Source organism: Deltaproteobacteria bacterium HGW-Deltaproteobacteria-6 (assembly GCA_002840435.1).
In the GTDB taxonomy this organism is placed as follows: Bacteria; Desulfobacterota; Syntrophia; order Syntrophales; family Smithellaceae; genus UBA8904.
The window spans coordinates 118,300-137,235 of sequence record PHAT01000001.1; the positions used below are offsets into that span (position 1 = coordinate 118,300).

Annotated in this window: 16 protein-coding genes and 1 pseudogene (1 of these 17 only partly in view); 1 reads left to right on the forward strand and 16 read right to left on the reverse strand. The window is 53.7% G+C overall.

The annotated features are described in order from the left end of the window. Together CVU71_00490 and CVU71_00495 are read right to left on the reverse strand one after the other, a co-directional pair. A pseudogene (locus CVU71_00490) lies at positions 1–1,047 on the reverse strand (hypothetical protein); it reaches 69 nt to the left of the window's first position. 450 nt (positions 1,048–1,497) lie between these two features. Next, positions 1,498–1,926: a thioesterase gene (locus tag CVU71_00495; GenBank protein ID PKN20311.1), complete on the reverse strand. Its 429-nt coding sequence runs from the start codon at positions 1,924–1,926 to the stop codon at positions 1,498–1,500. A 219-nt stretch (positions 1,927–2,145) separates the two neighbouring features. On the opposite strand from CVU71_00495, the gene CVU71_00500 reads away from it, so the two are divergent. Further along, positions 2,146–3,246: a hypothetical protein gene (locus tag CVU71_00500; GenBank protein ID PKN20312.1), complete on the forward strand. Its 1,101-nt coding sequence runs from the start codon at positions 2,146–2,148 to the stop codon at positions 3,244–3,246. Between the two features lie 15 nt (positions 3,247–3,261). On the opposite strand, the gene CVU71_00505 is transcribed toward CVU71_00500, so the two are convergent. The 14 genes from CVU71_00505 to CVU71_00570 all read right to left on the reverse strand — a co-directional run bounded on the left by CVU71_00505 (position 3,262) and on the right by CVU71_00570 (position 18,930). Continuing rightward, positions 3,262–3,885 (reverse strand): hypothetical protein, encoded by a 624-nt coding sequence (locus tag CVU71_00505; protein ID PKN20313.1) that lies wholly within the window; start codon positions 3,883–3,885, stop codon positions 3,262–3,264. A 108-nt stretch (positions 3,886–3,993) separates the two neighbouring features. Beyond that, complete coding sequence (locus CVU71_00510; protein PKN20314.1) at positions 3,994–4,239, reverse strand: hypothetical protein; 246 nt, start codon at positions 4,237–4,239, stop codon at positions 3,994–3,996. 55 nt (positions 4,240–4,294) lie between these two features. Continuing rightward, positions 4,295–5,317, reverse strand: coding sequence for a hypothetical protein (locus tag CVU71_00515; GenBank protein PKN20315.1), 1,023 nt, complete (start codon positions 5,315–5,317; stop codon positions 4,295–4,297). An 87-nt stretch (positions 5,318–5,404) separates the two neighbouring features. After that, positions 5,405–6,703, reverse strand: a complete 1,299-nt coding sequence (locus tag CVU71_00520; GenBank protein ID PKN20316.1) for an MFS transporter — start codon at positions 6,701–6,703, stop codon at positions 5,405–5,407. Between the two features lie 76 nt (positions 6,704–6,779). Then, complete coding sequence (locus tag CVU71_00525; GenBank protein ID PKN20317.1) at positions 6,780–8,477, reverse strand: acetolactate synthase; 1,698 nt, start codon at positions 8,475–8,477, stop codon at positions 6,780–6,782. A 29-nt stretch (positions 8,478–8,506) separates the two neighbouring features. Further along, complete coding sequence (locus CVU71_00530) at positions 8,507–9,343, reverse strand: NAD(P)-dependent oxidoreductase (GenBank protein ID PKN21017.1); 837 nt, start codon at positions 9,341–9,343, stop codon at positions 8,507–8,509. Further along, on the reverse strand, positions 9,336–11,096 hold the full coding sequence (gene xsc / locus CVU71_00535) for a sulfoacetaldehyde acetyltransferase (GenBank protein PKN20318.1): 1,761 nt from the start codon (positions 11,094–11,096) through the stop codon (positions 9,336–9,338). Before xsc ends, CVU71_00530 begins: the two co-directional genes overlap by 8 nt. 30 nt (positions 11,097–11,126) lie before the next feature. Then, the gene (locus CVU71_00540; GenBank protein ID PKN20319.1) at positions 11,127–12,350 is read right to left on the reverse strand and encodes an acetate kinase; all 1,224 of its coding nucleotides are present in this window, start codon (positions 12,348–12,350) and stop codon (positions 11,127–11,129) included. Continuing rightward, the gene (locus CVU71_00545) at positions 12,347–13,540 is read right to left on the reverse strand and encodes a menaquinol oxidoreductase (GenBank protein PKN20320.1); all 1,194 of its coding nucleotides are present in this window, start codon (positions 13,538–13,540) and stop codon (positions 12,347–12,349) included. The genes CVU71_00540 and CVU71_00545 overlap by 4 nt, the downstream gene beginning before the upstream one ends. A 7-nt stretch (positions 13,541–13,547) precedes the next feature. Then, a complete protein-coding gene (locus tag CVU71_00550) occupies positions 13,548–14,309 on the reverse strand; it encodes a 4Fe-4S ferredoxin (GenBank protein ID PKN20321.1) in 762 nt (253 codons plus the stop codon). Further along, the gene (locus tag CVU71_00555) at positions 14,306–14,710 is read right to left on the reverse strand and encodes a menaquinol oxidoreductase (GenBank protein PKN20322.1); all 405 of its coding nucleotides are present in this window, start codon (positions 14,708–14,710) and stop codon (positions 14,306–14,308) included. The genes CVU71_00550 and CVU71_00555 overlap by 4 nt, the downstream gene beginning before the upstream one ends. A gap of 28 nt (positions 14,711–14,738) precedes the next feature. Beyond that, on the reverse strand, positions 14,739–16,271 hold the full coding sequence (locus tag CVU71_00560) for a menaquinol oxidoreductase (GenBank protein PKN21018.1): 1,533 nt from the start codon (positions 16,269–16,271) through the stop codon (positions 14,739–14,741). Positions 16,272–16,345: 74 nt separating this feature from the next. Then, the gene (locus CVU71_00565; protein ID PKN20323.1) at positions 16,346–17,350 is read right to left on the reverse strand and encodes a menaquinol oxidoreductase; all 1,005 of its coding nucleotides are present in this window, start codon (positions 17,348–17,350) and stop codon (positions 16,346–16,348) included. After that, the gene (locus CVU71_00570) at positions 17,341–18,930 is read right to left on the reverse strand and encodes a 4Fe-4S ferredoxin (protein PKN21019.1); all 1,590 of its coding nucleotides are present in this window, start codon (positions 18,928–18,930) and stop codon (positions 17,341–17,343) included. Before CVU71_00570 ends, CVU71_00565 begins: the two co-directional genes overlap by 10 nt. Positions 18,931–18,936 lie beyond the last annotated feature (6 nt).

The following is an 18,936-nucleotide window of genomic DNA, read 5'->3' on the forward strand; positions in this document are numbered from 1 at the left end:
ATTGGTGCCCGATGCAACCATCAGAACTGGAGTTCCCGGGGTAAGCTGTGACCACGCAGTACCATTATACCGATAGATGCCTTTTCCGGTAAAGGATGCATATAAGTTCGCACCTGAAATCACCATATTTGTCGGAGTGTCGGAGGTAATCCGCGCCCAGGTAGTGCCGTTATGCATATAGATGCCGCTTCCGGTATAGGATGCATACAAATTGGTGCCCGATGCAACCATCATAACTGGAGTTCCCGAGGTAAGCTGTGACCACGCAGTGCCGTTATGCATATAGATGCCATTTCCGGTAAAGGATGCGTATAGGTTTGAACCTGATGTCACCATCATAATCGGATTACCAGGAGAAAGGCGTGACCAGGTTGTACCGTTATATTGATAGATGCCGGCACCGGTAAACGTTGCATATAGCATGGATGATGTAGTGGATGTAGTGGTAACAATAACTGTCGCAGTTGCGCTAACGGAAACATTGCCTGCTGCATCTTTAGCCCAGGCATAAAGAGTTTTGCTTCCTGCACTGACAAAGGTATAGCTGGTCGGTGCTGGCAGGGTCCAACCTGCGCTCCCCGGAGACGGTACGGTAGGAGTCTCGGTCAGCAGATAACCTGTTACACCTACGTTGTCTGTTGCGATGAAGCTGGTAATGGGAACAACAAGCGTAATAGCTGTTGCCGGAACGACAAAAACTGTTACGGTAGGAGCCATTGAGTCTGCCACCGGGAAACTTGCCGGATCACCGGGTAAAGTCCTCGCGTTGATTTCTTGAATATTAGTAAAACCGTCACCATCGGAATCGAGATTTTGAATAGCTGTGTAACTGTAGCCGTTTAGTACATAGTCATTAGCGAAATCATTAAGATTTCCTGCGGTATTCGTACCTCCAGGATGACAGAGCCCACAGGTGTTTAGTGGGGTTGCCGATGTTCCATACTGATTGTTGAAGTCTGTTAAATAGCTCCTGAGAGCCAAGGCTGAGCTTGCCATTATGACTATCAACATTGTTACAAACAATGCTCCCCCGCTTACTTTCTTCATGTTATTTTCCTTTCTGTTTCTTGCTTTGGTTTATCTTTTTCTCTCATATCCACAATCCTTTATCTTGAACTTTGCTCTCGCTTAACTAAGCAAAGGATGTGCCAGAAAAGAAATAATAAGTGTATGCATATGATATTATTGTATAATTATGTAAATAATCCCGAAGCGAGGCAGGATGGAAAAACATAAAGTGTATGGATTATCCTTCGGAAATAATCATTACAATGGTGGAAGACAGCGGTAATATTGATATATTTTATGAATGGTTTTTCCTTCAATCCTTGCAATAAGCCAAACGGATTCAATTGGTATTGCACCAGCAGAGCATAGAGAGCGGTGCGGCACTTAGAGTTATAAACAAAAGTTGTGTTCAGGAAAATATAGGTGTGTCCCCATCGGTTGATGGGAAATCGAGATTGAGACGGTTTAAATCAATATAGATTTAAAAGATCAGCCTTCCGCAAGGAACGGCAGCGGTTTGTCCATCCGGTAAACCAGCGACTGGCAGGTTGCCAGAAGTTTTCCTGAATCATCCGTGGCGCGGATATCGTAGGCGGCGGTTCTTTTTGTTTTGTTGATTTCCCGGGCTTCGGCCGTCAGCTTGGCCCCTTTGGCCGGCGACGCCAGATAATTGATGTTCATGCTCAACGCGACGGCCATCGTGCCGTGTGAATTGGAGGCGACTTCAAAGGCCGCATCCATCAGAGAGAAGATTGCTCCGCCATGAGCCATACCGAACATGTTTTCCATGTCGGGGGTAAAACACATTTCAACTCTGGCGTAACCTTCCTCTACATCAACCAATGTCAATCCGAATTTTTTACCGAAGGGTTCCTGCTCAATCTGCGCGAATATCGCCTGTTTTACTTTTTCATCCATGGCGGTCTCCCGAAACAGAGTATTTAAATTGTATATATATGATTATTGACGTTCGTGTCAAAAAAGAAAAGGGCTTCTTTCAGGAAGCCTTTCATTAAATAATGCTGATGAATATTATCATTAATATAAATTTGTATTTATCGATAAAAGTTCGTATAAGGCATGTATTGCCGGGGCGGCAATACAAGAAGTGCTTTATGCCGATGAGAGAAGGAAATCATGAGTTCACTGATCATTAAATGGGAAAAAATTGTCAGAGGGTCCAGTCCCGTCATCAACGGATTGCTTTTGGCCATCGGCGTCGCCGTGATTGCCCGGTTGCTCCACTCGTTGATTCCCGGGCCGGTCAATAAGGCGGTCAGCGATATCGTTATCGCGGTTCTGCTGGGTCTTTTCATCCGCAACGTCGTTGGTGTTTCCGGGACCTGTGAATCCGGAATCAAGTTCGCCTTGACGCACGTATTGCGTCTGGGCATCATTCTGCTCGGCTTAAGACTGAGCCTGCAGGATATCGCTGATACCGGCGGTGCTGCGATGTTGCTGGTTTTCACCTGCATTGCCATTGCGCTCGCGACGGCCTATGTCGTCGGCCGTCTGTTCCGGATCCCGCCCCGTCTTGCCACACTTATCGGGGTGGGAACCGCCATCTGCGGCAATACAGCCATCATTGCGACGGCGCCAGTCATCGGGGCGAAGGAGGAAGAAGTCAGCTTTGCGGTAGCCGTTATCACACTCTTCGGACTGATTGCCGTTATTTTTTACCCGATCATCGGGCAGTACCTGGGCCTGAGCAACACAGCCTTCGGCTTGTGGGCGGGCACCGCCGTCAATGACACGTCCCAGGTCGTGGCAGTGGGGGCAGCGCACAGTCCGATTGCCTTAAGTGTTGCAACGGTCGTAAAACTGATGCGCAACACCATCATGGCGCCCCTGATCATCCTGGTGGGGCTGCTCTTGAGGCATCAGGTGCCCTCGGATGATTCTCCGCAATCGGTCATTCCAAGCGGTGGAATTCTCATTCCCTGGTTTGTTGTCGGCTTTCTGATGATGTCGCTTATCCGCACAACAGGCATCAGTGCCGGAGTATTACCGCGGAATGTCGCCGTGCCGGGCGCATTGCAGACGGCCGCGTCGGTGCTCAACACCTTTGATGCGATAGCCAAGTTCGCGATTCTTACGGCTCTGGCGGGTGTTGGTTTAGGCACACGGCTGCAGATTGTGCTCAGCATCGGCATGAAGCCTTTTACACTGGGTTTGTGCGTTTCAGCCGTGCTGTCGCTGGCGAGTCTGGGTCTTATTATGCTGTTCAGAATGGGATAAAGATCTCTTAGAGCGCTATGAACTGCGCAGTCCGTTCAGAAATCGATCAACAATTTCCATATAGAGGGATTGATATTCATCCTTTGCCAGAATAGTGTTTTGCAGTTTTTTCAATTGGATCATGCCATTGAAGGCGCTCCAGAGGATGATCGCCTGCCGTCTCGGATCAACCGCTTTAAAGTGTCCTTTGTCCATGCCTTCCCGGATCGCATCCGTAAGTGTGGCAATGCTCGCATTGCCGCGCTCATCGATCTCATTTTTCAACTCCGGGGGGAAAATAGTTGCGGGCGACGTCAGAAAATAATTAATGATATCGAAATAATTTTTATGTTCTTCGCTGAACCGGAGATAAGCCCGGGCGATCGAACTGATTTTATTCTCCGGTGTAGATTTTTTATTCACGGCCTGACTGATGGCCTGGTGGAGCAGCTCCAGCCCTTCCACCTGAAGCGCCGCAAAGAGCTCTTCTTTATCCTTAAAATAAAAATAAATGGCGCCGACGCTTAATTCAGAGCGTTTCGCAATCTGATTGATCGACGTGGCGTTCATTCCCTTTTCCAGAAGAAGCGCTCTGGCCGTATCCAGGATATGGTTTTTGCGTTGTTCTCTTTCTCTTTCCCGTCTTTCTTTCGCACCCATAGAGCTCTTCCCTGCTTTTTTGTCGACCTTTCAGCGATGAAATTTTCCGGTTACTATCATCTGAGCGCAATTAAATCAAAGAGTTCTTGTCATCAATATTTTGATTAACTAAAACGGTTCGATCTCATGACGCGCCATATCAAACCATGCTTGCTGCTTCTTGAAGGGGCACCAGGAAGCCCGGCAATAGCGAATCGGATCGTCGGGCGGTATTTTCATCCTGGGAGCAATGCCTTCCCGATGATTCCGTACCCAGGCTTCGGCTTCCTCCCGGGTATCCACGTATCCGGCGGAATAAGTTGTTTTTCCGCGACAGTGGACGAAGCCATAGAGGAGTTCAAATTTTTCTTTCATGTCAGACTGCCCGCGGAAGCCTCCGTCGAAAGCCCGGTTACCTCGCGCTTCGCCACTAGAATTCATCACCGATCCGCAGCAGGACTTTGATGGCCCGGCCCGTGTCGATTCTTTCCCGATAAACGACCGGCAGGCGCTCAAGCGGCTCGTCATCGGAGATGAGCAATCGCGCGTCCAGTTTTCCTTCCGCCATCCAATTCAGACACTGGATGTTTTCCTCGTGCGTATTGGAAATGGAAGCCGTCAAACGAATTTCCTTGAAGTTGATGAGATAGGGTGCGGTGATTTCTAAAGGCGAAAAAATCACACTCACCATGCAAACCTCTCCGTTATCCGCCGCCAGAATAAGCGCGCGGTCAATATTGGCCTTGACGCCGGAACATTCAAACGTCTTTTGAAATCCGCCCGGAGCCATGGAGAGGGCCTGCTGATCCGCATCTTTTTCCCGCGGGTCGAAGACATGGTCCGCGCCATAGCAAAGGGCGATGTCCCTCTTTTCCTTTACCGGCTCATAGAGCGCAATCGGGCCATAACCGAGAATCTTGAGGATTCTGACGGTGCAGAGTCCGATGGGGCCGCCTCCCATCACCAGAACGGACCCCGCCTGGTTTGCCGTGCAATGAACGGCGTGCAGGGCGGAGGCAAAGGTTTCCGCAAGAGCGGCATTGCGGGAATCGACGCCTTCGGGGATGGGAATCAGCATCTGCGGATAGACTTTGACATATTCGGCAAAACCGCCCGGTAAATCGCCGATCCCGGTGGTTCGCCTGTGAACCCGGCAAAGATGCGGTTTGCCGCCCCGGCAATTGGCGCATTGTCCGCAATAAGTGGGACGAATGCAGACTCTGGTCCCTATGGAAGGACCGCCGGCCTTTGCGCCTTTTTCGACGACCACACCGCTGATTTCATGTCCGATGATATAACCGTCGGCCAGAAGTCCGCCGGCCACTAAAGAATGATCGGAACCGCAAAACCCCGTATTGGCCACTTTGACCAATACCTCATCGGCCGTGAGCTGGTAATCGGGAACCTCTTCATAAACCAGTCCCTTGTCTTTTCGAAATACAACAGCTTTCATAATTTTCACTTTCCTAAAAGGACTTTCCTTTTCCGCCTTGCCCCTTGAACCTCGTGCCACCCGCAGGGTGGTGATCCTTCTTTTGTTTTAATCCTCGCATTCCAGCGTAATCTTTTCCACCTTGTTCAGATCTCTTTTGTAAAAGAAAGATCCGGCAAAAAACAACAGGGCGGAGACTACAAGAAAAACGGGCAGGATCGACATGGCTGTCTGGATACCATAGAGATCGGAGATCTTTCCGATCACAATGGGAGCCAGGGAGGCTCCGAAGAGATTCTGAACAACGACGCATACGGAGTAGGAGGTTGCCCGAAGCCCGGGATGGATCACCTCCTGTGTGGCGGTGATGGCGGCCGGGGCAAATGCGGAAGCCAGGATGCCCATTCCCAGCAGCGTCAGATATTGTGCCTGCCCTTGAAGGAAGGAAATAGCCGTAAAGATGCAGATGGCATTGAGGGCTGTCGTAATCGCAGGAAACAGCAGCCGTGCATTGACCCGTTTTTTAAACCACATATCGGCCAGCCATCCCCCCAGCGGCAGGCCGATGAGCGCCAGAATCATGAGCACACTCGTTTTCACGCCCGCCTCACTGATGGAGACGCCTGTCGTCCGGTGAAAATACGTGGGAAGCCAGAAGATGACCGCATTGTTGGCGAAGATACAGCCGATGAACCCGAGATTGGTAAAAATCAGAGAAGGGGTGTGAATAAATTCACGGAAAATGTCCATCTTGCTCATCTTGATCTTGCCCGGGCCGGTTTTGCAGGACTCGTCTGTTTTTATCAGTTCGACGGTTTTATAATCCTTGACGAAGAAAAAAAGGATGGCCACAACCGCCCCGGGAATGGCCACCAGGCCGAAGGCATGCCGCCAGCCCCAATGGGTGGCAATGAAACCGCCCAGGCCAATGCCGACGGCGATACCGAGAGGAATGGATATGTTCCACAAGCCCATCATGCGGGAACGTTTTTCCGGAGGGAACAACCCGGAGAGCATGGCCGTGCCGGCGGGGGCGTATCCGGCCTCTCCGATCCCGATGGCGGCGCGGGCCGCGAGCAACTGGGGAAAGGTTTTAGTGAAAGCGCAGACTACCGTCGCGGCAGTCCAGAGAAGGGCCATGACGCCAATGGTCTTTTTCCTGCTCCAGCGATCCACGAGGATCGAAACGGGAAAGACAAAGGCAACAATGGACCAGTAAACGACTGACATGAGCAGACCGGACTGCGTGTCCGTGAGGCCCCACTCTTTTTGGATAAAGGGAGCAAGGGAGGTTACGATCGTCCGATCCATGTAATCGAAGAAATACAGCAGAAACAGCAGCGTGAAGATGTAATAGGCGCTTCGCGTGGATAACTTGTATTCCTTTGGTGCTGTCACGTTATTCATAGGAACTCCTTGTCTTGTTTTCAGCAACAACCGGTCAAAGGCTGCTACTTAAAGCGACGATGTAAAAAAATGTACCTCAATTACATTTATATCCTCCAAGATTGGCCAGGGCTACACTGCCGGGGCTGATGATGGCCGGATCTACCTTAACATTGATGCAGGCCGTCTTGCCGGAAGCAAAAGCAGCTTCCAACGCCGGCCGGATATCTTCCGTTTTTTCGACACAGCAGCCGAAACCGCCCAGAACTTCCACCATTTTATGGTAATCGACCCAGCCCAGCTCGGTTCCGTTGGGAATGTTATGCCCCATGCGCAACTGCTGGCTGTGCATGATCATCCCCCAGGACTGATCGTTGGCGATGACCACGACAATGGGAAGCTTCTTGCGGATGGCCGTATGAAATTCCATAAAGTTAAAGCCGGCCGATCCGTCGCCCATGATGAGGAGAACACGTTTGTCCGGATGTTTTAATTTGGCGGCGTTGGCGTAAGGAATGCCGACGGCCAGACAGCCGTAAAGGCCGTAATCCAGGTAAGTCCCGCCTTTTTTGACGGTCCTGGTCATGCCCATCCAGGTGGATGTGTCGCCGCCGTCGGCAACGACAATGTCATCTTCCCGATCCATGAATTTATTGATCTCATTGGCCAGGCGCATGGGATGCATGGGCAGGGTCTCGCATTCCCACATGGCTTTGGCGTCTTTTTTGCCGCCGTCATGCGCGGCGCGGACGGTTTCCAGCCAGGGCTGATATTGCGCTTTCAGCGTGTCGCCGATTTTTTGTTCATCGAGGTCGCTGTTGATCTCTTTGAGGAATGATTTGATGTCGCTGACGATGCCGAGATCAATCGTCCGGTTGCGTCCTATCTCATCCGGGGCGATGTCCACCTGAATAAATTTGGCCGTCGCCGGGAAAATTTCGCCGAAGATATAGAAAAGGCTCAGGCGGCCGCCCAGGAAGAGCACCAGGTCGGTGGTCATGAGCGTGATCATGGCCGAACCGGGCCGGATGGCCAGAGAGCCTTCAAAGCAAAGAGGATGCGTGTCCGGGATGACGCCGCGGCCCGCGCCCGCCGTGTAAATCGGAATGCCGATTTTTTCCACGAATTCGATGATTTCCTTTTCGGCATCCGAATACCAAAGGCCGCTTCCGCCGATCACAATCGGATTCTTGGCCGCCTTGAGCAAATCGACGACCTTGCGGGTGTTTTCCCGGTCGACGGGCTTGGAGGCGAGCGTGGTGTGGGGTTTCTTGACCATGGACATATCAACCTTGGCGTTCAGAACGTTGCAGGGAAATTCCAGGTAAACGGGGCCCGGCCGGCCGCTCATCGCCGCGCGGAAAGCCATGTCAATATATTCGGGAATGCGCTCCGGGATATGGCAGACGAATGCTTTCTTCACCATGGGTTCGATGACGGGGAGCTGCGTCATGTCCTGAAGGTCCAGCTTTTCCGTGGATTCGGTTCCCACGCAGCCGGCAATCAGGATAACCGGCGCGTTGGAAAGACGCGCGCTCGCTATACCGGAGAGGGCATTGGTAAACCCCGGTCCCGCCGTGACCATCGCCACCGCCGGTTTGCGGTTCATCCGGGCTGAGGCTTCGGCCATGAAGACGGCCGCCTGTTCATGGCGCACGTCAAAAATCGTGATGGGTGTGTTTTCAAGATGCTGGTAAATGGGCGTAATATGCCCGCCGCTCAATGAATAAATGTAATCGACGCCCCGATCAACCAGAGCGTCAGCAACAAGCTTGCCGCCAATAACGTTACTCATAATATGTCCTCCTGAGACAAATTCATTTTTTATAGTTCCATGCACTGACCGCCATCGAGATTGATGGCCTGTCCTGTTATATATCGTGACGCGTCGGAAGCGAGATACGCAACGAGGTCTCCTGCATCGCGGGGAAGACCGATATATCCCAGGGGAATGGTCTTGCACATTTCCTTTTCCCGTTCTTCAATCGTCGTGCCGAAGAACGAGGCTTCCAGACCGAAACGCCATTTTTCCAGATCCGTCGCGATCTGTCCCGGGCAGATCGCATTGACGCGGATGCCGTTTCCTCCCAGTTCCTTGGCCATGGTTTTGGTCAGCATGATGACGCCTGCCTTGGCCACGGCATAAGCGCTGTTGAAAAGGGGAGGGACCTTGCCCGCCCGTGATGCCGTATTGATGATCGTGGCGGGTTTCCCGGCCATCAGGGGAATGACAGCCCGCGAGATGCGGAAGACGGAAAACAGATTCACGTCAATCGTCCGGATCCAGGCCGCTTCGTCATAACTCAGAACCGTGTTGGGCACGCCGAAGGATGCCCCCGCATTGTTGCAAAGAATGTCAATGTGGTCGAAGGTTCCTTTGATCGTTTCCACCATGGCGCCGATGGCATCGTTGTTGGTAATATCAACGGCTACCGCCAGTGTCCGGACGCCATACGTTTTGGCAAGCGCTGAAGCGATGGCCTCCATCTCTTCACCCGTGGCGGATTTCAGGGATTCGCCCGGAACGGGCGGTTTGCCCAGGTCGGCAATGATAATGTTGCAGCCGCAGGAGGCCAGTTTTTCCGCAATCGCGTAGCCGATGCCGGTTTTTTTACCGGAGCCGGTGACCATGGCTGTTTTTCCTTCCAGGTCTTTATAAATCATCGATGCCTCCTTTGTACCAGTTATGATGATCCAGATGGGCATACTTGGGCAAAAAGCGCGTCGGCAGAGCCAGTGCATCTTTCCGGAAAGGCGGCGCCAGTTGTTTGCCGTCCACCAGGAATTCCAGAACAGTGGGTTTGCGACTCTTCAAACAGGAATCGAAAGCCTCCCGGATATCTTCGGGCCGGCTGACCTGCATACTGTTGGCGCCCATCGCCTTGGCGACAGGAACAAAGCTTTTCGGCGTGGGGATATCGACGCCGACGAAACGGTTGTTGTAAAAGTCCACCTGGTTTTTGGCTTCCGCGCCCCACCACATGTTCCGGAAAACACAGGCCACGACGGGCAGGTTATGCTCCACCGCCGTGCTGACTTCGTGAAGGCTCATGCCCCAGGCGCCGTCGCCGATGATCGCAATGACCGGCGCTTTGGGTTTGGCAATCTGGGCCCCCAGGGCCGCGGGATACGCAAAACCCGTATTGCCGAAAGTGAGCGCCGCGATATGCCGTCGTGACTGGTTAAATTTGAGGTAACTGTTGGCTGTCGAGGCGACGTTTCCGATATCCGTGCTCACAATCGCATCGTCCGGAAGCGCTTTGGATATCTCCAGTAAAACGCGGCGGGGATTCATCGGATTGCCGTCGACCATGGCTAAATCAACAATCTCTTTTTCCCATTTCTTTTTTTCCCTCGCGACCGCGGCCAGGCGTTTGTCATCAGGCTTGCGTTTCCCGTCGGCGGATTTCAGGCGCTTCAGAATTTCCATCGTGGCTTCCTTTGCATCGCCGATGATGCCGACCTCAATGGGGTGGGTTCTCGCGATGTGCTTCGGATTGATGTCGATCTGAATAATTTTGGCATTATCCGGGAAGTAATTGATGTCGTACTGGGGCAGGGTCCCGAAGACGGAAAGTCTTGTCCCGATAGCCAGCATGACATCAGCCTTGGCCAGCGTCTTCATGGCTGCCTTGGAACCCATGTAGCCGATGGGGCCGACGGACAAGGGATGATTCCCGTAAAAGGCATCATTGTGCAGATAGGTGACCGCGACAGGCGCGGTCAGGTGCTCGGCAATCGCCTTGACAATATCCAGTGCATCGGCATCAACCACACCGCGCCCGGAAACAATGACGGGGTTCTTCGCTTTGGACAGAAGCTCGGCTGCGCGATCCAGCTGTTCATGAGAACCGCAGCCCCGGGCATCCACCCGGTATTGAGATGGTTTCAGAATCGTCTCTTCCAGCTCGCCATAGAAATAGTCACGGGGAATGTCATACAAAACAGCGCCCCGGTCCGCATAGGCAATGCGGAAGGCCGTTCTCAGGCAATCGGCGGCCCGTTTCGGATGAGGAACGCGGACGACGGCTTTGGTGATGGATTTGAAGACGGACATCTGGTCGCATTCCTGAAAGCCGTCCCAGCCGATGGTCGGCGTTCCGGCGGAAGGAGAGATGATCACCAGCGGCGTATGACCCATGTTGGCTGCCGCCACCGATGTGACCATATTGGTGATGCCGGGGCCGTTCTGACCTGTTACGACGCCGCACCGTCCCGACACGCGGCAATAGGCGTCTTCCATGTGCGCTGCGCTTTGTTCATGACGGACGGGAATGAATTTGATTCCCGCCGCGGGGAAGAGATCGAGCATATCCATAAATGCCGATCCCACGATGCCGCAAACATGATCCACGCCTTCGGCCAGCAGGGTTTCCACGATTGCTTCGCTGGGTGTCATCTTTACTTTTTTCATTTTTAAACCTCCCATGTATCAATTCGTAAGTTATTTTAAATTGAAAACGCTCTTCTGATTATTTTGCAAAACCGCCTGCGTTTCCCGGGCGATCATCTTTTCTTCATTTGTCGGAACCACAAAAACTTTTACCTTTGTCGAAGGTCGTGAGATTTCACCTTCGACGGCATTCTCCGTGTTTTTATTGTCATCCAGATAAATCCCCAGCCAGGAAAGAAAGGCACAGATCCGCAGACGCATCTGCGGCGAGTGTTCGCCGATCCCGGCGGTAAAAACCAGGACGTCGAGTCCGCCAGCGGCCGGAATCAGAGAACCGATCCCCCTGGCTACACTGTATGCGTATACGGTCAGAGCCAGCCGGGCCCGTTCATTGCCTGAGCCTGCCTCTTTTTCGAGGTCCCGAAAATCGGGGGAAATGCCGGAGATGCCGAAAACGCCGCTTTCACGATTCAGCATGTCCATCACCTGTGCCAGGGACTTTCCTTCCTTTTGGGCCAGGAAAGAAACGACCGCCGGATCAATATCACCGCACCTGGTTGCCATGACGAGACCGGAAAGAGGCGTAAAGCCCATGGATGTGTCGAACGATTTTCCCTGTGCCACGGCGCAGAGGCTGGAACCGGCGCCCAGATGGCAGGTAATGATTTTCAAATCTTCGATATTTTTTTCGAGAATTTCCGCCGTCCGGTACGCGACATACCGGTGGGAAATGCCGTGGAAGCCATATCGGCGCACATGGTCCTGTGCGTAATAACGATAAGGGATCGCGTAGGTATAGGCATAAGGCGGCATGGTCTGATGAAATGCCGTGTCGAAGACCGCTACCTGCGGTACACCCGGCATGAGTCTGGTGCAGACATCAATCCCCATCAGGTTCGGCGGATTATGCAGCGGCGCCATGTTTTTGGTGCCCTCAAGGGTTTGCCGTATGGCCGGATCGACGGCGACCGGGGTGCGGAAATGCTCCCCGCCGTGGACGACGCGATGACCGACGCCGCTGATTTCGTTGATATCCGTCAGGATGCCCCGCCTGCCGTCCACAAGATGGGTCAGAAGGGCATGCACCGCTTCATGATGATTGCGCAGAGGCATTTCACAAAGCAGGGTTTCGTGCCTCCGTGCATCATGTTGAAACACGGCATCGGCGAGGCCGATGCGGTCCGCCTGACCCCGGGCCAGAACCTCATTTGTTTCCATCTCGAAGAGTTTGTATTTGAGCGATGAGCTGCCGCAATTCAGGACCAGTATCTTCATGGCTTCACCCTGTCGGCGGGCCGGTGATGATGGCCGCCCTCGATATCATTTCGTACGCTGACAAAAATTTTGTAGAATAATGTCAGGATCATCAATCCAACCGCCCAAATGCCGAAGGTAATGGCGATTTCCGTTCCCGTCGGGTGATATTCGGTTATCGTATCGAGCGGCGACGGAATAAAACCGGTAACCACCAGACCAAGGCCTTTCTCAATCCAGAGCGAAATAAAAACGGCTATGCAGGCGACAGCCAGCAAGCCTTCCTTTCGGCGGATGGGCGGGATGATCAGCATCGCCAGAGCCGCAAAGGCCAATACGGCGGACGTCCACATCCAGGGCACAAGGTTCTGGTGGCCGTCAAGCCCGGCGAAGAGGTATTGGAAGTGCCGGGCGTGCTCCGGAATCTGACTGTAAAAGGCGGTGAACAATTCCACGAGGACAAAGAAGATGCTTGCCGCCAGCGCATAAGCCACGATTTTGGAAAGAGCCTGAATTGCTTTTTCTCCCGCGTCAAATCGTCCGAAACGCTTCAGGATCAGGCAGAAGATAATCAGCAGAGCGGGGCCGGAGGCAAAAGCGGAAGCCAGAAACCGGGGGGCCATAATCGCTGTCAGCCAGAAACTCCGTCCCGGAAGGCCGGCATAGATGAAAGCCGTTACCGTGTGGATGCTGACGGCCCAGGGAATGGAAAGGTAGATCAGCGGTTTGACCCAGCCGGGCGGCGGGACTTCCTTGCGGTTGCAAGACAGGATGACCCAGCCGGTAAAAATGTTGATCACCAGATAACCGGAGAGGACGATCATGTCCCAGAAAAGAATGGAGGTTGGCTGCGGATACAGGAGAACATTCATCACGCGGGAAGGCTGGCCGAGATCGACAAAGATAAAAAGCACGCACATGATGACAGCGGACACGGCTAGAAACTCGCCCAGCACGGTGATTCTGCCGAAAGCCTTGTAGTCATGAAGGTAGTAAGGCAAAACCAGCATGACGGCCGAAGCGGCAACGCCGACCAGGAAGGTGAACTGGGCGATATAAAGCCCCCAGGAGACGTCCCGGCTCATGCCCGTGACGCCCAGACCGTACTCCAACTGGCGCAGGTAGAAGAAAAATCCGACCGCGGCGACCATGACTAAAAAAACAATCCATGTCCAGTATCCGCGGTTGCCTTTCAAAGCTTTTTCCAGCATAGCAACCTCATAAGATATAATAAACCTGCGGGGCGGTTCCCAAGCCCGCTCTTCGGCGCAGGTTAAAACGTTTTTCCAGGAGAAGACGGATCTCGGATCGGGGGTTGTCCATATCCCCGAATACCAGCGATCTTTCTTTACAGGCCATGACGCAGGCAGGCTTTATGCCTTTGGCCAGCCTCTCTTCGCAGAAATTGCACTTTTCCACGACGCCTTTGGTGCGCGTCGGAAAGTCCGGATTGATTTTGGCAATAAACGGCCGGGGGTCCCGATAGTTCATGCTCCGCGCGCCATAGGGGCAGCCGGCCATGCAAAGCCTGCAGCCGATGCAGCGGTGATAGTCCATCATGACGATGCCGTCCGGCCTCCGGAAGGTGGCCTTTGTGGGGCAGACCCGCACACAGGGCGGGTTCGCGCAGTGGTTGCATAAAACGGGCAGCTGCATTTTCCGGATGGCCGCTCCATGATAGGCGTGGCTTTCATCGGGGAAGGCGGCGGTAAGGGGCGCGCTCCAGATCCATTTGACGGCATCCTTGGCATTGCCGAACTCGGGAACATTGTGCACCCTGTGGCAGGCGGTGATGCAATCCGTGCAATCCGGTCTGCATTGCGACGGGTCCACAGCCATGCCCCAGCGTTTGGCGGTGAGGGCCTGTCCGGAAGTCATCATCTTTTCTTTGGCCAGGGCAGGACAGATGCCCGCCGGTACAAGGAGGGACAGGGCGGATAACCCCGTTATTTTCAAAAAGTCTCTGCGGTTCGTCGTCATTTATTTACCTCCCCGGGAACAATATGGCAGCCAAAACAGGTCGGCCTGGCGCCCAGATAATTATGACAACGATCGCAGAACTGTTCTTTGTTGCTGTGACACTTCAGGCACGTGCCGGTCAGGCTTTTTTCAAACGTGCGGCCGTCTTTCGCCGTGTAAAGACGATTCCCCTCGCGGACGGCTTCATCACGCCAGGCATTAAGCAGTTTCATGTGGCTTTTGCGCATGGACGGCGTATCCTCCACGCAGCGCTTTTCCTGCAATTGGGCAATGGCGGGCGTATCCAGGCTGAGGGCCGGCGGTCGGGATGTTTTCCCTTTGCCGTACCAAAAGGGAAAGGTGATCAGCGCCGCAAAGATCACGAGTCCTAATGTTATCATGCACCACTTCTGTTGTTTCATTTTCCGTTACCCGTCGTCTGTAAAAATATTAACAGCCTGCCAGCGGTTCTCCGCGCAGGTCGATGGTCCTTGACTTCTCGCCCTTCATAACAAGAGCGTTGGCTAAAAGCTCATGAACGCCCATGACCGATACACCCGGCACCCAGTAGTCCATCAGCGTGGTCAGGGTGGCCCGGTCGATGGCGCACATGCAGGCCAGGCGATTGACGCCGTATTTCTGCACAACGGCTTTCACGGCCATGGCTCTCGGCATGCCGCCGCGCATCCGCATTTCCAGGTTTTCATCGTTGCCCAGACCAGCGCCTGCACCGCAGCAGAAGGTTTTTTCCCGAATGGTGTCTTCCGCCATTTCATGAAAATGGTTGCAGGCATGGTTGATGATATAACGGGGCTCTTCAAAAAGCCCCATGGCGCGGGCGGGGTTGCAGGAATCGTGAAAAGTAATTTTCAGGTGATCATTACGCCCCGGGTCGAGCTTCAGCTTGTTGTTCCGGATCAGGTCGGCGGTGAATTCGGCGATGTGAACCATTTTTGTGGAACGGGCGTTTTCAAAACGGGTGCCGGTAATGGGAGAGACGGGCTCTTCCAAAAAATCGGCGGGGCCGTTCATGGTGTCCATGTACTGGTGGATTACCCGCCACATGTGGCCGCATTCGCCACCCAGGATCCACTTGACGCCGAGCCGCTTCGCCTCGGCGTAGATCTTGGCATTGAGGCGCTTGACCATATCAGCGGAGGTGAACAAGCCGAAATTACCGCCTTCGGAGGCGTAGGTGCTGAATGTATAATTCAGGCCGATCTCGTGGAAGAGCATCAGGTAACCCATGCAGGTAAATGTTCCCGGATCGGCGAAGTAATCGCCCGACGGCGTGACAAAAAGAATGTCGGCCCCTTTTTTGTTGAGCGGAACGTCCACGCGGACTCCTGTACGGTCTTCAATATCGTCGGCCATGAATTCGAGCATGTCCTTGATGCCGCCCGGTTGGATGCCCAGATGGTTGCCGGTGCGGAAGCAGTTGGCGGCCGGTTCGATGACCCAGTTGATGTTGCACCCGACGAGGTTCAGGAGTTCGCGGCCCATCATAGTGATTTCCGCCTGATCAATGCCGTAGGGGCAGAAGACGGAACAGCGGCGGCACTCGGTGCACTGGTAGAAATAGTAAAACCATTCTTTCAGAACATCGACAGTGAGGTCGCGCGCCCCGGAAAGCCTGCCGAACCGCTTTCCCGCCGCCGTGAAATAACGACGATAGACGGACCGGAGGAGTTCGGCCCGCAGGACCGGCATGTTTTTGGGGTCGCCTGTGCCGATGTAGAAATGGCATTTGTCGGCGCAGGCGCCGCAACGGACGCAGATGTCCATGAACAGGCGGAAGGAGCGGTACTTTTCCAGTCGCTCCCGCAGGCCTTCGATGATGATGGTTTTCCAGTTATCCGGCAGTTTCCAGTCGAAATCGGTTGGCTGCCACACCCGCGGGTTCGGGAGATCCAGCAGCGTCAGGCTTTTTGCCCCGCCGCTGTAGCTCCAGGTTCCCGGCCGGAAATCAACGGGGGTTTCCATCCACGCAGTCGCGGGCGGCGCATAGTTGATTTTGATCAGTTCATCAGGTTTTGGAATCTTCACGTGCGCCACGGCTACTCCTTTTCCACGGGTAATCCCGCGGCCTTCATCTTATCGCGGAACTCATCTTCATATTCTTCATAAGTATGGACCGGGACAGGCCCGTTCCACGGATTGATATGTCTTAGACTCCGGCTGTTGTTGGCGAGATTGCGGGTCGGGCTGAGAAAGATGCCGCCCGCGTGCATGAGTTTGCTGAAGGGAAACCAGGCCAGCAGAACACAGATCAAAAACAAATGAATAAAAAAGACTACACCCACACTTTGCGGCGAGTAAGGAGACAGGGTCACCCATCCCATGACCAGCGCCTTAACCTGTTCGAGATCCGTGGGCTGAATATGACGCATCCAGAGGCCCGTTGCGGCAATGGCCGCAATCAGCAGCAGGGCAAAATAATCCGGGACCTGCGAAATATAACGAAGCTGCGCATTGACGATCCGTCTGACGAACAGAAAGATGACTGCCGCAAGCAGCAGGACATCGCTAAGATAGAGGGTCGGCACGGCCAGTTCAAAGAAACCATCCACCGCGGAGAGGGCCGCAATGCCGGGAAGAATCGGTTCGGTGAAGAAGCGCAGATGGCGCAGGATGATCACCAGCAGCGAACCATGAAAAATTAAACCGAAGAACCACAGCCAGCCGGTACTGCCGTAAACCGGCCGTCTGTCGATAATTTCCACATCGCTATTCCGGAAAAGAGACCGGAAAAGCAATATCTCCAGTGCCATTCTGCCGATGACTCCCGGAATGCCTGACGGATTTTCGAAAGGAGCAGACTTGATCCAGGGAAGAGATTTTTCCTGGCCGCACGTTGTAGGAATGCGGAAAGGAACCGGCGATTTGGCCCAAAGGAGAATCCGCCGGATGAACCCGATAACAAAGATGGCCAGGGCAACGCCGGGCACAACGGTGGTAAGTCCGCCGGTCCAGTCCGTCGCATACAGCGCCGCGGGCAGCGCCATAATGGCGATAACAATGATCAGGGAGATGCTGATGTTACTTTCTGCTTTCAATGCCATTCCCACTGAATAAAAGGTTTCTTGAGGTCGGTCATGGCATTGACAATCAGCTCCACAAGCCCGCCGTAGAAAATGCCCGACTTTTCCCATACACCATAATAGTTAAACAGCTCGCGATACTGCCCCTTGCAGTTGGAGCAGGGCGCACACACATACTTTTTGATCTCCGGTGATGGAACATCCCCGAAGGCCTCCAGGGTTTGTTTGAGTTTCATCCGTCCGGAAATCGAGGAGCGCCAGTCCGGAAAGTTGGTCGACTGGGTGACGGCAAATCCGCTTCCGCCGCCGCAGCAGTAGTTCTCAACGCCGTGGGGCGTCATTTCCCGGAACTGCGGAGCTATTTTTCGCAAAATTCTTCTCTGGGGTTCAACAATGCCCATCAGCCTCACCATGTTGCACGGATCATGCAGCGTGACGGGAAAATCATTCCGGCTGGGATCCAGTTTGATTTTGCCGCTCATGACGATTTCTTCCATCAGCGGGATGGAGCTTTCCCGGGGGATGTTGAGGTCTCTGGTCAGGATCCGGTCGGCAATGACAATCATAGCCTTGTGGGCATGTCCGCATTCGCCCAGGGAAATCTTCTTCACCCCCAGATTCTTGGCCGCCTGAGCGTGCAGCAAAGCGATGCGGGCAAACTGGACATCGTCGTACCAGACGCCGTAATTGACCGCGTCGTAGCCGGCGATTTCACTGGAGAGCGTCCAGTCGATGCCGGCTGCGTCAAACAGGATGGCAAAGGCCTCCAGGTTTTCCGGCCAGGCGATGAATTCGCCCGCATTATGCAGCAGCAATATGTCGGCGCCTTTTTTGTCCACGGGGATTTTAATTTTCTTCCCGGTTTTTTCTTCAATTTCTTCTTCGATAAATTCGAGGATATCCGTCAGCGCCGGAGGCGTCATGCCGGTGCTGGAGCCCACCTTGAGCTGCTGCACGGTGCCTTTTTCATGGATTTCTTTCGGGGCAATGCCCATTTGCTGGCTGAAAAGCTTGCGGATTTCCCGGCTGATCAGGGCATTGTCGACTCCCAGCGGGCAAACCTGGGCGCAGCGCCGGCAAAGGGTGCAGCGATAAGCGAGTTCCCCCAGGCGGGCAAGCGTCTGCCAGTTGAGATCGATATCGGTTCCCCTGAATTTTCTCAAAAGGGGATGGCTCTTTTTGATGTATTTGCCGATGATGCGGCGCAGGATTTCGGGACGCATGGTCGGGCGGTAAATTTCCTCGCGGCCGGAGGCGACATAGGCCGGGCACATATCGGAGCAAATCTGACATTTGACGCAATAATCGAGGCTGTGGACGAGCGGCTGCAAAAATGTCCAGTTATCACCGGAGGTGAACAGTTTGGCGAGGCCTGCCAGAAATTTTTCGATGAAAGCGCGTTCTTCTTCGTGACTTGCCGGGGGGGCAAGCCCGAGGATAGAAATGCCGTCCAGAGAAGCGTCCATGCGCGATCTTTGTTCAGGGGTCAGCGCCTTGATGGGTTTATCCAATTTGTCATAAGGCGCAGGCAGAGGCATCAGGTTCGCCGGGTTGATAACGGCGAGTTGATCTCCGGATTGGCTGAAATCAGAGATGGTCATCTTCTT